General features: G+C 42.7%; 15 protein-coding genes, 4 pseudogenes and 1 riboswitch. Of the genes and pseudogenes, 15 read left to right on the top strand and 4 right to left on the bottom strand.

The window, feature by feature from the left end:
* Positions 1 to 15: 15 nt before the first annotated feature.
* Together IPM95_12575 and IPM95_12570 are read left to right on the top strand one after the other, a co-directional pair.
* The gene (locus IPM95_12575; protein MBK9330103.1) at positions 16 to 201 is read left to right on the top strand and encodes a hypothetical protein; all 186 of its coding nucleotides are present in this window, start codon (positions 16 to 18) and stop codon (positions 199 to 201) included.
* Positions 202 to 421: 220 nt separating this feature from the next.
* Entirely contained in the window at positions 422 to 748 is a 327-nt protein-coding gene (locus IPM95_12570) for a hypothetical protein (protein ID MBK9330102.1), read from the top strand.
* 478 nt (positions 749 to 1,226) lie between these two features.
* Here IPM95_12570 and IPM95_12565 read toward each other — a convergent pair whose 3' ends face one another.
* On the bottom strand, positions 1,227 to 1,376 hold the full coding sequence (locus tag IPM95_12565; protein MBK9330101.1) for a hypothetical protein: 150 nt from the start codon (positions 1,374 to 1,376) through the stop codon (positions 1,227 to 1,229).
* Between the two features lie 1,679 nt (positions 1,377 to 3,055).
* Here IPM95_12565 and IPM95_12560 point away from each other — a divergent pair.
* The 7 genes from IPM95_12560 to IPM95_12530 all read left to right on the top strand — a co-directional run bounded on the left by IPM95_12560 (position 3,056) and on the right by IPM95_12530 (position 6,323).
* Positions 3,056 to 3,283 (top strand): inorganic phosphate transporter, encoded by a 228-nt coding sequence (locus IPM95_12560; protein ID MBK9330100.1) that lies wholly within the window; start codon positions 3,056 to 3,058, stop codon positions 3,281 to 3,283.
* A gap of 371 nt (positions 3,284 to 3,654) precedes the next feature.
* Positions 3,655 to 3,843: an inorganic phosphate transporter gene (locus IPM95_12555; GenBank protein ID MBK9330099.1), complete on the top strand. Its 189-nt coding sequence runs from the start codon at positions 3,655 to 3,657 to the stop codon at positions 3,841 to 3,843.
* A gap of 709 nt (positions 3,844 to 4,552) precedes the next feature.
* Positions 4,553 to 4,678 carry a KUP/HAK/KT family potassium transporter gene (locus IPM95_12550; GenBank protein ID MBK9330098.1) on the top strand — a complete coding sequence of 42 codons (126 nt, stop codon included), beginning with the start codon at positions 4,553 to 4,555 and terminating at the stop codon, positions 4,676 to 4,678.
* 205 nt (positions 4,679 to 4,883) lie between these two features.
* Positions 4,884 to 5,171: a KUP/HAK/KT family potassium transporter gene (locus IPM95_12545; protein ID MBK9330097.1), complete on the top strand. Its 288-nt coding sequence runs from the start codon at positions 4,884 to 4,886 to the stop codon at positions 5,169 to 5,171.
* The gene (locus IPM95_12540) at positions 5,140 to 5,598 is read left to right on the top strand and encodes a KUP/HAK/KT family potassium transporter (protein MBK9330096.1); all 459 of its coding nucleotides are present in this window, start codon (positions 5,140 to 5,142) and stop codon (positions 5,596 to 5,598) included. The genes IPM95_12545 and IPM95_12540 overlap by 32 nt, the downstream gene beginning before the upstream one ends.
* 115 nt (positions 5,599 to 5,713) lie before the next feature.
* Entirely contained in the window at positions 5,714 to 6,040 is a 327-nt protein-coding gene (locus IPM95_12535; GenBank protein ID MBK9330095.1) for a hypothetical protein, read from the top strand.
* Positions 5,994 to 6,323, top strand: a complete 330-nt coding sequence (locus IPM95_12530) for a hypothetical protein (GenBank protein ID MBK9330094.1) — start codon at positions 5,994 to 5,996, stop codon at positions 6,321 to 6,323. Before IPM95_12535 ends, IPM95_12530 begins: the two co-directional genes overlap by 47 nt.
* A 96-nt stretch (positions 6,324 to 6,419) precedes the next feature.
* Here the strand turns inward: IPM95_12530 and IPM95_12525 are convergent.
* A pseudogene (locus IPM95_12525) lies at positions 6,420 to 7,426 on the bottom strand (PA0069 family radical SAM protein).
* A 179-nt stretch (positions 7,427 to 7,605) separates the two neighbouring features.
* Positions 7,606 to 8,555 (bottom strand): annotated as a pseudogene (locus IPM95_12520) (methylenetetrahydrofolate reductase).
* Between the two features lie 108 nt (positions 8,556 to 8,663).
* Positions 8,664 to 8,777, top strand: a riboswitch (SAM riboswitch).
* Positions 8,778 to 8,848: 71 nt separating this feature from the next.
* On the opposite strand from IPM95_12520, the pseudogene IPM95_12515 reads away from it, so the two are divergent.
* Together IPM95_12515 and metH are read left to right on the top strand one after the other, a co-directional pair.
* A pseudogene (locus tag IPM95_12515) lies at positions 8,849 to 9,865 on the top strand (homocysteine S-methyltransferase family protein).
* A 168-nt stretch (positions 9,866 to 10,033) separates the two neighbouring features.
* Positions 10,034 to 12,743 (top strand): annotated as a pseudogene (gene metH / locus IPM95_12510) (methionine synthase).
* Between the two features lie 125 nt (positions 12,744 to 12,868).
* Here the strand turns inward: metH and IPM95_12505 are convergent.
* A complete protein-coding gene (locus tag IPM95_12505; protein ID MBK9330093.1) occupies positions 12,869 to 13,222 on the bottom strand; it encodes a helix-turn-helix domain-containing protein in 354 nt (117 codons plus the stop codon).
* Between the two features lie 258 nt (positions 13,223 to 13,480).
* On the opposite strand from IPM95_12505, the gene IPM95_12500 reads away from it, so the two are divergent.
* The 4 genes from IPM95_12500 to IPM95_12485 all read left to right on the top strand — a co-directional run bounded on the left by IPM95_12500 (position 13,481) and on the right by IPM95_12485 (position 17,586).
* Positions 13,481 to 14,149: a hypothetical protein gene (locus IPM95_12500; protein MBK9330092.1), complete on the top strand. Its 669-nt coding sequence runs from the start codon at positions 13,481 to 13,483 to the stop codon at positions 14,147 to 14,149.
* The gene (locus tag IPM95_12495) at positions 14,146 to 16,260 is read left to right on the top strand and encodes a hypothetical protein (GenBank protein MBK9330091.1); all 2,115 of its coding nucleotides are present in this window, start codon (positions 14,146 to 14,148) and stop codon (positions 16,258 to 16,260) included. The genes IPM95_12500 and IPM95_12495 overlap by 4 nt, the downstream gene beginning before the upstream one ends.
* Positions 16,196 to 16,657 carry a hypothetical protein gene (locus tag IPM95_12490; GenBank protein MBK9330090.1) on the top strand — a complete coding sequence of 154 codons (462 nt, stop codon included), beginning with the start codon at positions 16,196 to 16,198 and terminating at the stop codon, positions 16,655 to 16,657. The genes IPM95_12495 and IPM95_12490 overlap by 65 nt, the downstream gene beginning before the upstream one ends.
* A gap of 452 nt (positions 16,658 to 17,109) precedes the next feature.
* Complete coding sequence (locus IPM95_12485) at positions 17,110 to 17,586, top strand: T9SS type A sorting domain-containing protein (GenBank protein ID MBK9330089.1); 477 nt, start codon at positions 17,110 to 17,112, stop codon at positions 17,584 to 17,586.
* Positions 17,587 to 17,630: the final 44 nt, after the last annotated feature.

Genomic DNA, 17,630 nt, shown 5'->3' with positions numbered 1-17,630 from the left:
AATAAAATTAAACAGATGAAATCGTATTCCTTATTGCTCATGCTGGGTCAAGATTTTATCCATTACAGCAATGGCTGCACCAGCAAAAAACCCGCCAAATACAGAAGAAGGAAAGTAGACGGACAGCGTGCTATCTGTGAAGGTGCAACAAACCATGGGGTGTTTGCTGCGGAAAAACAAGGTGATAAAGATTTTTCATAATTCTTTTACGACACCATCATAGGTTTTAATATATGGAAGGATTCTGTACACGATATGGGTAACACTGGTACCAAAGGCACCGCCTGTTCCGGGCAGATGCGTCCACCATTTTTAATTATAAACTGGTAAAAGTGGTCTCTAAAAAGCCATTCTGCTGGAGTGCCGGCATCCGGTCCTGTCGCATGCGCCGTTGGTTTCCAATGCCGTACCGGGGTGGCCAATGACACTGGTGGTCAATGAAGATAAGGCACCCTGTCGTTCCGGAATTCCGGAAAGTCAAAGTCTGCTTATCCTGGAAAAAGGGGGGAAAGAATTTGAACCGTTTTATCAGGACATCAAGGATTTGAATACGAAGATAAAGGACAAACCAAGGCAGGTGGGTAAACTCTATATAGAAAACCCTCTGGTGATTCAAACGGAACCTGTTTATACTTTTATAAAAGTAATCAGCAAGAAACGCATAAATGCAGGCACCTCAAACCAGAAAATAGTTGGGGATGCTTCCTTTATCCATTTTGGACAAAAATGGTATTTGGTGCAAATGTGATAAGGATACTTCTAGTCTGGAGATAGATGATGATACTGTCTGGATAGAATTTAACACCATGGAAAGCAAATAGGTTGAGTACACATTCGCAACACCTATTTCGGCGGATTTAAAACAGACCCAGATTTCCGCTTTTCAGTAATTGGTCATTGCTACAGCAATCGAAATGGTATTGTACAAATATGTCGTTTGAAGATTTGTATTTTTCGAATCTACAAAATGCCGAGATTGTTGCGTAGTAACTCAAAGACGGGAAGACCGCTGCCGTACTTTAAAGATAAAAAGTATTCCTCGGGTTCGAAATAAATCTACATCAAGCAACAAACTGTTCATTCAGATGTTAGCCAGTATATGAACAACTACCTCAAAGCACATACTTAATATAATGTAATCTGTCTAAAAGTTATGGCAGTAATATCCGTTGATATCAATGATGCCATTCCAATATTGGTGGCAAACGATCATATCAAACCGACTTTTAATATTTTGAACTGGATATTTTACCGTTTAGATTACATTTGAGACTATGATGGAAATTGCCTTTTTCCTGATATGGAAATCCAAAGTCCGTTAAAGGACAAAGCCAGTTGATATTCGCTGTACAACTGATATCATTTAATTTTTTCATTCATTCTGTTTTTCAACTCAAATTTACTGGGTTTTGCAATTGAGGAAATTCTATGTATGTGGTTGTTTATTTTACCATCCATTATCCCGTTTTATCCTGTTTCCAACCATGCGTAATATCTTTTAATTCCTTATTTGCTTTGGGTAAGTTTTTTGCTTCCACACTATGAATTTTGCCATCTGGCACCCAATTGTTAGTATTTTTTTTTGAAAATGAGCCTTCACCATCTTTGGCTTATGCTTGCTGATTTGTCCCATTGACTTAGCCGGTACTTTTATCTTCACCATTCGGGGCAATAGCTGCTGGAGCGACAAAAACGCACGATATTTTCGTGTCTTTACCGATCCATTACCGCCATATTTGAGGAGTATATATACCTCGTTCGGGATGGGATGTTAGGCGCCATCCGGTAGCGTGGATTAACGATCAACTGTACCTGCCAACATGGCGGCGGGCTTGTTTGCGGTATTCCCGTTCCGGCAAACATCCGTATATCCCGCACCCTCAAACTTTTCGATACGGTAGGTATTGCTGATTTATGTATGGGTGTAGAAAGCTCGCTTTAGCGGTCAATCCGATGGCAGCCAAAATATTAGTAGCATGATATCCGGTATTTTCGGGTAGTCCGCGACACGTTGCTCAAATGAGATTCCTTTAATCTTCCAAAGAGACGGGCGCACCCCATGCTTGCTGGGCGCAGCCTGTCGCAGCTAAGGATTTTCTGGGGCGTGGAAGAATTGAATTTATCCTCCGTCCTCTTTTATCGTCAGTTCCGCTTACACACCGTTATCACCGAGTCGCCAACGCTATTTTCGGAATAATACGCCAGAATATGTTTTTCTTTCATAAACCCGTCTTGTTTTCTCGTATTCGGTCTTATCCGTTTTATTCCTCCAGTTAAACGTTTTCACAGTTTCCTCTGCCAGCCAGCAGCATAAATTTTCTGATGGGTTAAGTCCAGCGATATTTCATCGTAAATAAAGAATCCATCAAATCCGATACCTGTCATCTTCCTGGGTGTTGGCATAATATATTTTATTATCAAGCTCCAACAGATAACTCCAGGCACATCGGACACAGGGCTCACAATACGGTTATACTTCGCATCCGTCAAGCTGGAAATTATCCAGGTTTTTGCAGGCATTCCGTATTGCCCCACTTCAGCATGCTCCGTCAGGGCTTGGTGATGTTAACCGATTACACCCTTCTCCGATAATCTTTCCATCTTTTGATAATTACACACCCAAACGGGCCGCCTTTATCTCCTGTATGCCTATTTCCCACAACCTGATAGCGCGTTACAAATACACTTTGATTCGATTTCAAGGGCCAAAAGTAATAAAAATGCGGTTCTTCCTGTTTATTGTAAATTTATATTCCAATCTGATACTGCTAAAAATCACATTCTGTTTTCATCTAATTTTTCATATTATTTTTATAAGAGATAAATTTTCATGACCCCTAGTTTTCCTGCTCATTAATCGTTATACTTCACCTCTACTTTTTGATTTCCGAATGGATTTCATGACAGTGCCAATGTCGTTGCCACGATGATCTCTTGCGTGCCTGTCCGGCAAGGCGGCGCTGATGCTGGCGCCATGGCAAAATCTGAGTAGGTCCTTTCCTGTTCGGGGTGGCGCAGCACATACGGTCGGAGATGAAGTGGCGGTTTCAAACATATAACGAGTAACCGTCGTCACGAGACAGCGCTGCTCAGTGCGAGCGTCTGGAATCTGGCCACCTGGTATTTTGGTATTCCGGCAAGTTCTTCGCACGGACTGATAGGCGGTATTATCGGGGCGGTGATAGCGGTTCGGGTCCATCCGCGGCAAAAGATGGCTGGGTTTGGAAAACAATTATCGCGTTACTCATTTCTCCCGTTATCGGCTTTACAGCAGGATGGCTGATTGTGCTCATCACCCGGAAGATATTAAAGATGCCTCCGAAAGCGGATACGGCATTGTAGTATGCACGATTCCCACCGCAATCGCCTTGGCGCTGAGCCACGGCACCAACGATGCACAAAGACAATGGGTGTCATCACGATGGGATTGGTTGTATTGGGATTCCAGGAAGACTTAGGTAGTACACTGGTGGGTAATATTGATTAGCGCCGTGCCCATTGGTCTGGCAGTACTGCCTTGGGCGGCTGGCGTATTATTCACACCTTAGGGGAAAATTACCGGATTCGTCCGATTCACAGTTTTACGTCGCAGCTTTCCCTCCGCACTAGATATCCTGACTTCCTCTTTAGGCGGACCGGTCAGCACCACAGGTAGTGAGTATGTCCATCATGGGCGCCGGTGCCGGTGACAGGGTTTCCAAAGTCCGATGGACGGTATTAAAAGATATTCTTTTAGCCTGGGTGCTGACCGTGCCGATTACAGCTCTGCTTTCCGCGTCTTATATTTTATTGTTCACTTTATTTCTAAAGTTTAACGATGGGACTTTTTGGTACAAAAGGTGAAAAAGATGACAAGTTTATCCTGCAGCTGATTGAACAGTCAAAGAAAACACATTCCACCATTGTTTTTTAGAACACTCCTTAGATGATGACAATGCCTCCAAGATAGAACACATTAAAAATATTATCGAGAGATTGAAGAGATACGCAGAGTGCTGATTGATGACCCGCACAATACGTTTATCACCTCGATTGACCGGGAAGATATTTATAACATCTCCAATGCGCTGGCAGGAATGGTAGACTACCTGCCGACTACGGTCAGAAGAGATGCAACATCTTAAAGTGGTGCCGGATGAGTACATCCGCAAGATAAACGCTAGTGCGCAGAGAAACGGAAGAACTGTTGGCCGCCATGGAACGATTGAGCAAGAACTCCCAGGAGCGGGTGAACACACCTTTGTGGTAAGACGCTGGAAAAGGAAGTGGAGCATTTATAGCGGAAAGCGGTAAGAGATCTGTTTAATATTCTGATAGACCCCAATACGTTGGGACATCTTTTTTTAAACGTGAAGTTTATCGCCATATTTCCAATATGTCTGACAGGGCGGAGGTCGCCGCTAATGTATTTGGTATGGTAGTCATGGAGTTGTCTTAGATATTCCGGTCCTTTTGTTATATTAGAATCGCTCAACCTAATTTATACCTGCAGAATCTTGACGAATCAGGTAACATAAGAAATAAACTCAGCCCTCATGGAATCCTGATTACCATGGGTATCATCTTTGGTGATATCGGTACTTCCCCACTTTATGTTATGAAAGCCATTATCAGCAACAATACCATCAGTAAGGAGCTGAGTATGGTGGCGCTTCCTGTATATTCTGGACATTGCTGATTATTACAACGTTCAAATATTGCACCTCGCCCCAAAGGCGGATAATCAGGTGAAGGCGGAATAATTTCCGCGTTATACGGAATGGTTAAACACCATCCCGCCGGTGGCCGTTGATTGCAGCACTGATTGGCTGTTCCACATTGATCGCAGATGGTTTCATCACGCCCCCATTTCCATCTCTTCAGCGGTAGAAGGTTTGGACATTTTGTATCCACATCTACCAACGATTCCTATTGTATTGACGATCTTATTGTTGTTGTTTGTTTTTCAGCAATTCGGCACAAGCGCCATCGGCAAAACATTCGGCCCCATTATGCTTCTGTGGTTTTCTGCTATTAGCACATTGGGTATCTTGCAAATACTGAAAAATCCGGAAATATTAAATGTCTGGAATCCATACTATGCTGTACACTTGTTGACAAACTATCCCAGGGATTTTGGATTCTGGGCGCTGTCTTCTTATGTACTACGGAGCAGAAGCCTTATATGCTGATCTGGGACATTGCGGTAAAAGAAACATACAGGCAAGCTGGATATTTGTATTATCCTGCCTAATCTTAAATTATCTCGGACAATCCGCCTGGTGTTTGCAACACGAAGGAGAGATACTTACTATCGGAAGCCCCTTCTATGCCATCGTGCCGAAACATTTATTGACCTACTTTATCATCCTTGCCACTATAGCGACCATCATAGCCAGTCAGGCTCTGATCAGCGGGTGCTTTACACTGGTCAGCGAGGCCATTAAACAACGGTCTGTGGGTCAATTTACGGGTAGATTATCCCGCAGAATCCAAAGGACAGATTTATATTCCGGCTATCAACTGGTTGCTCTTTACAGGGTGCATTATTATCATAATTTTATTCAGAGAATCCAGCAATATGGAAGCCGTCTGGCCTTACCATCACCATCGATATGATTATGACCACCGGATTGGTGATGTTGTTTTTCCGAATAGAAAAGAAAACCGCTTATCCTAATTGCTGTCTTAGGGTTAACTTTTTTCGATAGAATTTATTTTCCTGCTGTCCAATATGCGTAAGTTTTTTTTATGGTGGCTGGTTCACCTTCTTTATCCTTCCATCTCTTTCATGTTGCTGTTTTTCCTGCATCGTGCCCGTTCTATCCGGGATGGGTACAATCAGTTGGTGAATCTCGATGATTTTATTCCCATGTTTAATGCCATCATAGAAGACAAAAGCATTCCTAAGGAAGCGACGAATCTGTTATTCATGTCACGAAAGTCAAAAAGAACGGCACAGGTGGATTCCAATATCATTTATTCCATATTTCAGCGAAACCCGAAAAGAGCCGATGTGTACTGGTTCATACACGCTGATATTTTTAGACTATCCGAATGAGCATGACAAGAATTATTATGTAAAGACCATCATACCCGGAAAGGTTTTCTTTGTCCGGCTGGAATTTGGATTCAAAGTAAAACATAAGGTGAACAGGCTCTTCCATAAGGTCGTGGAAGAGATGATTCTAAGCGGAGAAGTGGATGAATTAAGCCGTTATCCTTCGATGAGGGAAAATAATATTCCGGCTGATTTCAAATTTGTATTCGTGAAACCCAAACTTTCCGAAGACAATGACCTGAAACCCAGAACCAGGCTGGTGATGAATGTGTATGAATTCTGACCAATATGAGTTATCCTCCATATAAGGATTTCGGTCTGGACACCTCTTATATTGAAATCGAAGCAACGCCGTTAAATTTTCATTTAACCAATAAACTTAAGTTACAACGAAAGGAAAAGGCTGGAATAGCCTTTCTAAAACAGAAATCTGGCCATTTACTTTCGGGTCAAATAAATCACATCTTAACTCCGGAATCGTTCTTCCTTTAAAAAATTTATTTCTAGCCATTTCAACTTGTTGTTTAATGGAATGCGCAATAACGCCTTCTCCGCGCATACGTCTTCCGGATTGAGCATCCTGGGATCTGTCCGCCGTGCACGGCTTTTGTCTGATTCAGTACCTTCTCTTCCTTAAACGGGAAATGCTTTCTCCAGCCAGTCCGTAAATACCTTTCCACCTCTCCCGGCAAACGCAGAACATTATATCCAATACCGAGAGCAGCGCAGTGCCCTGCTTTTGCTTTTGCAATTTTTCATAATTCAATATCCGTCAAACCCGGAACGACCGGAGCAATATTGACCATGACTGGAATTCCGGCTTTGGCAAAAACCTCCACGGTATCCAATCTCTTTCCGGCAGTGCCGTCCGCGGCTCCATCATGCGGAATCTCTTCATTCAACGTGGTAATGCTGATGATGACATGCACCAATTGCAGCGTCGCCATCTCCTGTATTATATCTATATCCCGCTGTATAAGGCTGTTCTTGGTGATGATACCGACGGGATGTTTGTGATTCAGCAATATTTGCAACAATTGTCTCGTTATTTCCAGTTTGCGTTCTACAGGCTGATAGCAATCGGTATTACCGGAAAGCATAATAGGACTCGATCTCCAGGATTTTCTGGAAAGCGTCTTGCGCAATAAATCCGGTGCGTTTTTCTTTACCAGAATAACGCGCTCAAAATCGAGTCCGGCGTTGGCCCCAATACGGATGTGTATTCCGGGCATAACAGTAAGTGCAGCCATGCTCCACAACCCTCAGGGATTCATCGAATAATCCAACGGAACATCCTTGCTCTTTACCGGATTGACAATCGTTTTTGGAAAACTCCAAATATTTGGTTAAAACGTTGGTTGCACCTTCCTCTTCCACATACTCCATTTCATCGTAATTCAGGGACGAAAAACGATTCGTCAGGTTACTTTGCGCGCCCCGGCCTTTTTGAAAATGAATATTCACCGTGAATTTAAGGTAAGGATAGAATTTGAGATTTGAGATGTGGGGTCTGAGAATTAACACAAGAAATTCTCAACATCTCCTCTCTAATTTCTCAAATCTAACTAAACCAACTCCTTACATATTGCAGAAATAGTCTTCACATCTCCCATCGTATAATAATGCAGGCATGGCACCCCAAATTTGACCAGCTCTTTGCTCTGCTCAATGCACCATTCAATTCCAATCTGTTTGACCGCCGCATCCTCTTTACACTTTTTAGCCTCCTTGACCAATGCTTCCGGCATATTGATAAAGAGCCGCCGGGATGCTGTTCAACTGACCCATCTTGGTAATCGGTTTGATACCCGGAAGATGGGAACATGAATGCCCATTTCCTGGCAATCCTCTACAAATTTGAAATAAGCCTTATTGTCAAAAACATTTGCGTAACGATATAATCAGCACCGGCGTCTATTTTCTGTTTGAGGTACAGCAAATCCTGTTCGTAGTTCGCCGCTTCAAAATGTTTTTCAGGATAACCCGCCACGCCTATGCAAAAATCTGTCTTTACCGGATTGATTAAGTCATTGTCCAGATACCTGCCGGCATTCATATTGGCAATCTGTTCCACCAAACCCAGCGCAAAGGCGTGCCCGTCGGGCTCCGGTACGAATTTTTCTCCAGCTTACGGGCATCTCCCGAAGTGCCGGATATTCTGAATGCCTAAGAAACCTAAATCTATCAGCGCGTTTTCCGTTTCTTCCTTGCTGAACCCACCGCACGAAAATGAGGTACTGCTTCCACATTGTACCGGTATTTGATAGCCGCACAGATGCCTACCGTTCCCGGACGTTTTCGTACAGCTATTTTTTCAAAATAACCGCTTGGCGTCTGTTTATACTCAAATTCCTCTCTGTGATAAGTCACATCAATAAGGGGAGGCTGGAATTCCATCAGAGGGTCCAGTATCTTGGTGATGGAATCGATGCTTTTTTCCTTTCAACGGAGGCAGTATCTCAAATGAAACGAGTGTTTTATCCTTATTTTGCGCCAAAATGTCGGTTACCTTCATGAATGCTTTTGTGAAAATGAACTGCAAACTTACGAATTCGAAAAATTAATTTTTAGTATAATACAAAATTCGTACTTTTGGACTCTAATATTTGTTCTTTACATACCAAATTTATTTTGAAAGGTGGAGGAGTAGGCCCTGAGAAACCTTAGCAACCCTAGACATCTGATGTTTGAAGGTGCTAAATCCTATCCGGACTACCTTGTCTGGAAAAGATAAGATGAGTTCAGCCCTCTCAAAATATAGTTGTCCGTTCAGAATGTATCTTTCACACAGAAAAAGTGACTCGGATTATGAATGAATTACTATCTAAAATCGCGCAGGAACGCATCCTTATCCTGGATGGCGCCATGGGCACCATGATACAGCGCTACAACCTGGAAGAAGAAGACTATAGGGGCGAGCACTTTAAAAATCACCCCTACCCGCTGAAAGGCAATAACGATTTACTATCCATCACACGGCCGGACATCATCAAGGCCATTCATCGCCAGTATTTTGAAGCCGGCGCCGATATCGTGGAAACCAATACCTTCAGCGGCACCACCATTGCACAGGCTGACTATCACCTGGAAGATGCGGTATATGATATCAATTTCCAGAGCGCTAAAATTGCCCGGGAAGTGGCTGATGAGATGACCGCCAAAGAGCCGGACAAACCACGTTTCGTGGCAGGTGCCATGGGACCAACCAACCGGACCTGTTCCATCTCGCCGGATGTTAACGACCCGGGATATCGCGCCGTGACATTTGATGAACTGGTAAAGGCCTATTACGAACAGGCAAAAGCGTTAATCGAAGGTGGAGTAGATATTTTATTGATTGAAACCATCTTTGACACGTTAAATGCAAAAGCGGCGCTATTTGCCGTTCAGACACTCTTCGAAGACCTGGACAAAGAATATCCCGTCATGATTTCGGGGACCATCACCGACGCCAGCGGAAGAACCCTGAGCGGACAAACGACGGAAGCCTTTTAATTTCCCTGTCACATGTACCCTTGTTTTCCATTGGATTAAATTGTGCATTAGGTGCCAGGGAACTGCGGCCATATCTGCAGATATTATCCAAAGAAGCCCCATTCCTGGTGAGCGCCTATCCGAATGCCGGGCTGCCGAATGAATTCGGTGCGTATGATGAAACACCGGATATCATGGGACAGCAAATCCGCGAATTCCTGGAACTGGGACTCATCAATATCTTAGGCGGATGCTTGCGGCACCACACCGGATCATATCAAACGTATTGCAGAGATAGCAAGTGAATATAAACCGAGATTAGTAAATAGTTTACAAGAGATAGAAAATTAAATCATGAAAAACACCTCCCTTAATCCCTCCTGGTAGGAGGGAAATTCGGACAGTAATAAACCAATCCGTAATTACATTGTATCACAGCAATTACGAAAAGACAGCACTGTCCGGAATTCCCCTCTTGAGAGGGGATTAAGGGGTGTGTGAGATAACAATAAATGTAAAATGTCAGAAAATAACCTACTTAAATTATCCGGACTCGAACCTTTAATCGTTTCCAAAGCATCCAATTTTGTCAATATCGGCGAACGTACCAACGTAACCGGCTCCAAGGTGTTTTTAAAAATGATCAAGGAAGAGCGTTTTGAAGACGCCCTTTCAGTAGCGATGGATCAGGTACGCGCGGCGCACAGGTATTGGATGAATATGGATGAGGGCATGATTGATGGCGAAAGCCATGGTGAAATTCCTCAACCTGATTGCCTCCGAACCGGAAATTTCCCGTATTCCGATTATGATAGACTCTTCCAAATGGGAAATCATAGAAGCCGGATTGAAATGCATACAGGGAAAAGGCATCGTCAATTCCATCAGCTTAAAAAGGCGGAGAAGAAGAATTTATCCGCCAGGCGAAATTGATCAGGAAATATGGCGCCGCTTACGGTGGTCATGGCTTTTGACGAACAGGGACAGGCCGACAGCTACGAACGCAGGATAGAAATCTGCCAGCGCAGTTATGACATCTTGGTCAACAACGTACAATTCAATCCGAACGATATCATCTTCGACCCGAATATTTTCCGGTGGCGACAGGAATGGAAGAACACCGCAACAATGCGCTGGACTTCTTCCGGGCGACGAAGTGGATACGCACCCATCTGAAAGGGGCACACGTCAGCGGCGGAGTCAGCAACGTCTCTTTTCTCTTTCCGGGAAACAATATTGTACGCGAGGCCATGCACTCTGCTTTCCTGTATCACGCCATTCAGGAAGGCATGGATATGGGCATCGTCAATCCGACAATGATAGAAGTCTACGACAATGTGGAGAAAGGATTATTAGAGCGTGTGGAAGATGTCTTATTAAACCGGAGAGACGACTCTACTGAACGACTACTGGAATACGCAGAAACCGTAAAAGGCACTGCGAAGAAAAAAGAAGAAGACCTGGTGTGGAGAAACCAATCCGTTCAGGAACGCCTGAAACACGCCTTGGTCAAGGGTATCGTTGACTTCATTGATGAAGATACGGAAGAATGCCGGCAGCAGTATGACAAACCACTGAGCGTCATTGAAGGCCCGCTGATGGACGGTATGAATGTAGTAGGTGATTTATTCGGAGCCGGCAAAATGTTCCTGCCACAGGTGGTGAAAAGTGCACGGGTGATGAAGAAATCCGTGGCTTATCTCCTGCCGTTTATCGAGGCTTCCAAAGAGGCAGGGGAAAGCAACAAACAGGGCAAAATCTTATTGGCCACCGTTAAGGGCGACGTTCACGACATCGGAAAAAATATTGTGGGCGTGGTGTTGGCCTGTAATAATTTTGAAATCGTAGACCTGGGCGTGATGGTGCCTTGTGACAAGATACTGGATGCTGCCGAGAAAGAACAGGCAGACATCATCGGATTAAGCGGACTGATTACTCCTTCGCTCGATGAGATGGTATTTGTGGCGAAAGAAATGAAACGCCGCGGCATGAAACAGCCTCTGCTGATTGGCGGAGCCACGACCTCCAAGATACATACCGCCGTTAAGATCGAACCCAATTACGACCAGCCTACCATACACGTACTGGATGCTTCCCGCAGTGTACCGGTAGCAAGTTCCTTGTTAAACAAAGACAACAGAGATAAATTTATCTCCGATATCAAATCGGAATACGAGATGATGCGCGAAAGGCATCAGGGCAAACAAATCATCAAAGATTATATTTCGCTCGAAGAGGCCCGCAAAAACAAATTGCAGTTAGACTGGGAACACTACAACCCGCCGAAACCAAGTTTCCTGGGCACCCGGGTTTTTGAAGAGTACGATTTGTCGGAAATACGGCCGTATATTGACTGGACACCCTTTTTCTCCACCTGGGAATTGCACGGAAAGTATCCGAATATCTTAGAAGATAAGATTGTGGGCGTGGAAGCGAAAAAATTGTTCCATGACGCCAATGCCTTACTCGATACAATCATTGCCGAAAAATGGCTGACGGCAAAAGCGGTCATCGGGTTTTTTGAAGCCAACAGCGATACAGATGATATTATCATTACTGCTTCCGAAAATAACGAGCAGGAACCGGTTTCCCCTCTTGAGAGGGGATTAAGGGGTGTGTCTCTGCACCACCTGCGCCAGCAAAACAAGAAAGGGGAAGGACTTCCGAACTACTGCCTGAGTGATTTTGTGGCGCCGAAAGAAAGCGGCAAACAGGATTACATCGGCGGCTTTGCCGTGACCACCGGGATCGGTATTGAAAAATGGCTGAAACATTTTGAAGAACAGCACGATGACTACAACAAGATCATGCTGGCGGCTTTGGCGGACCGATTGGCAGAAGCGTTCGCCGAACGCATGCACGAGCGGGTACGCAAGGAATGGTGGGGATATGCCCTGCATGAGCAGCTGGGCAACGATGAGCTGATCAAGGAAAAATACGAAGGTATTCGTCCGGCGCCGGGCTATCCGGCCTGCCCGGACCATACCGAAAAACCGATGCTATTTAAGTTGCTGGATGCAGAAAAGAATGCCGGCATTATTTTAACGGAAAGCAATGCGATGTATCCGGCATCGAGCGTAAGCGGATGGTATTTCTCGCATCCAGACAGTAAGTATTTCGGCATAGGTAAGATAGCCAAAGACCAGGTGGAAGATTATGCGAAACGAAAAACATGAAAACAGAAGAAATAGAACGATGGGCGCAGAGTGTGCTGAATTATGATGTGTAGAAGTGTGTTTAGTTGAAACTAATTCTGGCACACAGAAATTTCCTCTCTTGTCATTACGATTACAGGTTTCTTTTATTGTCCTTTCGAGCGGCGAGAGGAATATTGCTTTAAGAAAGGTCTTGCCGTTATCCCTTTAACCTTTCAATCAGTTGCTTTTGAGTATCGGCCAACTGGCGCAGAACCTCATTTTCGCTTTTGAGCAGTTCAATTTCGCGCAGCAGGTGTTCCACTTCCTGCTGTAAAAACTTTTGCTGCACATTAGCATCATAGCCTACGCTATCTTTGCTTACCGGGTTATTTTGCTCAGACATATCCAATATCTTTCTTATATCCGCCAGTGTTTTTTCGTTTACCTCGCCCCTTTGCTCAATATGCGATACCAGCGGGCGTGTTTTGAAGATACGCTCCGCCAATTCCTGCTGGGTTAAACCCTTTGCTATACGCGCCAGTTTTATTTGTAAGCCTATGTGCATTTGCATTAGCAAAAGTCACACATATTTGACAAACAAAAAGACAATTTTTATTTGAAAAAGTTATTAAATATACTAAATTTGTTATTATTAATAATAAATTATTATACAAAAAGTTAAATAATTGATTAGATGAAAATGTGGAAATACATTAACGATCGAAGAAAAATAGAGTAGGCAGGGGATGTTCTAAGGATGAAGAATAAAAGAGCTGAGCGGAATTGATTCAGGATGATAAAGACAAACTTTAAGAATTAATTCAACACCATGGCATATTATATACGACTGAGCTACGACCATAAACACCTGTGGCAATTGCCAAGTGGGGCTCAAGGTAAAAGCACCAACAACACAACCCACGAACATCGTTACGGGTTTGGCTTTGAAGAATGGTTCTTCAATAGCAGAAGATATAAGGATGAGACGGGCAAAGCCCAGGCCCATTTTGCCTATTTGCAGGCCTTTAACCGCGCCGCGCCACCCGATGAAAGCAAAGACCTGGTGTTGTATACACTGGCAAGTAATTCCCCACAGCCAACTAACCGTTACATCGTTGCCCGAATAAAAACCGGCAATTGGAGGTTTATTGACCATAAAAGGTACCTGAAACTTAAAAATTGTAATGCTCAAGGCATCCGGGATATGCAAGCTGAACTTCAAAGGGAATTCCAGAGAGGATCATTCAGAGAAGGCTTAGTATGGAATGATGTATTGACAAGATTTAAGCAACAACTGAACTGTCAGGACTGGTACGGACAAGCTTCTGATACTTACCGCCTTTGGAATATTGAATTCTTGAAGACGGTGAAAGTACTGATGCAAAGGGTAAATGAAAATACGCCTTGTCTTGACTGGCATGTCAACAATTTAAACAGGTTTAAATTAAACAACAGTGAAAATTTTGATCATAATAATTGTAAAATAGATTTTATATGAGGCTAATTAATTTAAATACGTTGTTGTATTTTGTTACTTTTTTATTGACTCTGATTAATAATATTGATAATATTTATGCTCAAACTACTGGCATCTGGTTGAATAAAATAAATGTCCCCACAGTAAATGGATGTAGCAATGCAACCTGTGACGCCCAGCAAACAATTGCTTTTGCTATAGGTGATTCTGTTTTTTGCGGTAGTAATGCGGGTTTTTATCGGTATGAGAGATATTCAGATACTTACATTACAAAACAATCAATTGGTTACATTACTAATGTAATGGCAAGTTGCAGTATTAATGGTAAAGGTTATATCTTGGCAAATGCTGGCGGAATCCCTAGGATATATGAATATAATCCAATTAACAATTCCTGGTCGTCAAAGCAACAATTCCCAGGCTCCACCAAGTCAGCGCCAGCGTATTTTGTTCTAAATAACAAACTCTACATAGTCTCTGGTGTTACAACTGCATATAATTCAAATACATTAAATAATTTCCCAGTAAATGAAGTTTGGGAATACAATCCGGCTGTGGATGTCTTTCTCAGAAAAGCAGACATTAATTTTAGCGGTTCACTCGGTATATTATTGCCTAGTGTACCAAATAAACCTAGAGGCTTTTCTATTGATAATTTTGGATATGTACTTTGGGGACCTGGAGCATTTTACCAATATGATCCAGTAATTGATGTTTGGTATAATAAGCCATCGCCACTCAGTTCAAATCCAAATATACGTTATGCTTGTCAAAGTGGTGCGACATGCTTGATATTTAACGGATTTTCATTTCAAGGCTATGGTTATTGTCTAGTTACAGATTTGCAACAAAGCCAACAGAATAAGGCTTTTTTAAGGTATGACCCTAGTGTAGAACAATGGACAACAATATATACCATTTATCAGGTTAATGGATTCCAATATTTTGATAATGCGGTATATTCAACGTCTTGGACAAACACATCTAGAAATGTTTTTGGATTTTATGATGAAAATTTATACAACTCAAGTAATGGTAGAGGATACAATTGTGAATGGACCCCCAACGACTATGCTATTTATACTTCTCAAGTAATTCAACCAAACCCTCCTTGTATAGGTCCAAACGAAAATACAAATTACCAGCTTCAATTTACTGCTGTAGGCAATTATAGTGTTGCTAACAACATATTTTATCTGCAATTATCAGACGCTAATGGAAACTTTAATACTCCGCAAAATATTGATAGTATTGTAACCGGAACAAGCACCCAATATGTGGGAACTTTTAATATAAACCTACCTCCCTCAGTATGGGATACAACCCGTAATTATAAACTAAGAGTGATTGCAACGAATCCGTATTCTGATGATGAACACTGGACTCCTGTTAAAAAGTATATTGTTCTTAATCCTGATACTTCAGTCAGTTTATCCGGTCCTACAACTTTTTGTTCTGGATCTTTTGTTACAATTCGTCCTACCACCGGAGCCGGTTATACATATGAGTGGTATAAAAATGGAATATTAATAAATGGTGTTACTTCTTCAAGTTATTCAGCTACAAGTTCTGGAGCATATTATTGTAAAATAACCAATAGCAATGGTTGTTCTGTAAATACTCGTTCAATTACAGTGAATGTGGTCTCACCTCCAACCGCGCCAACTATAAGTGCAAGTGGTCCAACAAGCTTTTGTCAGGGAGGATCAGTTACTTTAACCTCTTCGAGTACAACGGGAAATGTCTGGTCAACTGGAGCTACAACACAATCTATAACAGTTACGAGTAATGGAACTTTTACCGTTACAGTATCTAATGGTAACTGCAATGCAATGTCTGCTGCAACAACAATAACTGTTAATACCAATACTGCCCCAACGTTTAATACGTATGGACCATATTGTGTAGGAGCAACACCAGGCAGTTTACCAACTACGTCCAGCAATGGCATTACAGGAACCTGGAGCCCTTCCAATATTAGCACCGCTAATGCAGGAACATCAACCTACACCTTTACACCAACGGCAGGGCTGTGTGCCACTACTGCTACACGTACAGTCACCATAAATGCGAATATTACACCAACATTTAATTCGTGTAATTCCATATTGCGTAGGCGCAACACCGGGTAGTTTACCAACTACCTCTACTAATGGCATTACCGGAACCTGGAGCCCTTCCAATATTAGCACCGCTAATGCAGGAACATCAACCTACACCTTTACACCAACGGCAGGGCTGTGTGCCACTACTGCTACACGTACAGTCACCATAAATGCGAATATTACACCAACATTTAATTCGTATGGTCCATATTGCGTAGGCGCAACACCGGGTAGTTTACCAACTACCTCTACTAATGGCATTACCGGAACCTGGAGCCCTTCCAATATTAGCACCGCTAATGCAGGAACATCAACCTACACCTTTACACCAACGGCAGGGCTGTGTGCCACTACTGCTACACGTACAGTCACCATAAATGCGAATATTACACAACATTTAATTCGTATGGTCCATATTGCGTAGGCGCAACACCGGGTAGTTTACCAACTACCTCTACTAATGGCATTACCGGAACCTGGAGCCCTTCCAATATTAGCACCGCTAATGCAGGAACATCAACCTACACCTTTACACCAACGGTAGGGCTGTGTGCACCAACGGCAAGTATTTCAGTAATGGTAAATACAATACCGTCAACACCAGTTATCACTCCTAGCGGTTCAACTTCCTTATGTCCCGGTGGAAGTGTGACGTTAACATCATCCAGTTCTACCAATAATACGTGGTCAACGGGCGCTTTAACATCATCTCATAATAGTCACCACAGCAGGTAACTATACGGGTTACAGTGGCTAATGGAAACTGTACAGCTACTTCTTCACTGTTAAATGTAAACTTACTTTCAGGAGTTAGCATTGTAGCAGAACCAACTAACCAAACTGTGAATATTGGAGAAATAGCTCAATTTATAGTTAGTGCATCTGTTTCACCGGTTAACTTATCAATGGCAAACTAATCTGGGGCTAGGTTTTCAAAACATAAGCAATGCCGGTCAATACACCGGAACGGATAAGGATACCCTGAAGGTATTAAACGCTGCATTGAGTAATAATAATCAGCAATTCAGGTGTATTATATCCTCTGGTGGTTGTTCAGATACAACTAATACGGTGGTTCTTACGGTAAACAATTCAACGGGCATAAATCAATCCATCTCAGAGCAATCATTTTCCGTATATCCAAATCCTGCTTCCGGTGATGTACTGCTAAAAACCACTCGTAAATATGTTGGTAACATGTACACTATTCGCAATCTATTAGGCCAGATTTTATTAAGCAATAAAATAATGTATGAAACGACGATTGTTAGATTAAATGGTTTGGAAAAAGGAGTGTATTTTATTCAGGTTGGAGAGGATCTAAAACGCACAGTTAAACTGATAAAGGAGTAATACGTCTGTTATAGATATTTATTGTTAAACCCTTAAGATAGATT

The sequence above is a fragment of the Sphingobacteriales bacterium genome, from assembly GCA_016719635.1.
Classification (GTDB): domain Bacteria; phylum Bacteroidota; class Bacteroidia; order Chitinophagales; family JADIYW01; genus JADJSS01.
Note: the sequence above shows the minus strand (reverse complement) of the source record. Positions and strands in the feature narration are given on the sequence as shown.

Bases quoted from the DNA above. Each gene is read 5' to 3' on its own strand.
- IPM95_12530 (MBK9330094.1), top strand. From the start codon at position 5,994: ATGTGTACTGGTTCATACACGCTGATATTTTTAGACTATCCGAATGAG.
- IPM95_12535 (MBK9330095.1), top strand. From the start codon at position 5,714: ATGCGTAAGTTTTTTTTATGGTGGCTGGTTCACCTTCTTTATCCTTCC.
- IPM95_12540 (MBK9330096.1), top strand. From the start codon at position 5,140: ATGTACTACGGAGCAGAAGCCTTATATGCTGATCTGGGACATTGCGGT.
- IPM95_12565 (MBK9330101.1), bottom strand. From the start codon at position 1,376: ATGAAAAAATTAAATGATATCAGTTGTACAGCGAATATCAACTGGCTT.
- IPM95_12575 (MBK9330103.1), top strand. From the start codon at position 16: ATGAAATCGTATTCCTTATTGCTCATGCTGGGTCAAGATTTTATCCAT.
- IPM95_12500 (MBK9330092.1), top strand. From the start codon at position 13,481: ATGGCATATTATATACGACTGAGCTACGACCATAAACACCTGTGGCAA.
- IPM95_12490 (MBK9330090.1), top strand. From the start codon at position 16,196: ATGCGAATATTACACCAACATTTAATTCGTGTAATTCCATATTGCGTA.
- IPM95_12570 (MBK9330102.1), top strand. From the start codon at position 422: ATGACACTGGTGGTCAATGAAGATAAGGCACCCTGTCGTTCCGGAATT.
- IPM95_12505 (MBK9330093.1), bottom strand. From the start codon at position 13,222: ATGCAAATGCACATAGGCTTACAAATAAAACTGGCGCGTATAGCAAAG.
- IPM95_12550 (MBK9330098.1), top strand. From the start codon at position 4,553: ATGGGTATCATCTTTGGTGATATCGGTACTTCCCCACTTTATGTTATG.
- IPM95_12495 (MBK9330091.1), top strand. From the start codon at position 14,146: ATGAGGCTAATTAATTTAAATACGTTGTTGTATTTTGTTACTTTTTTA.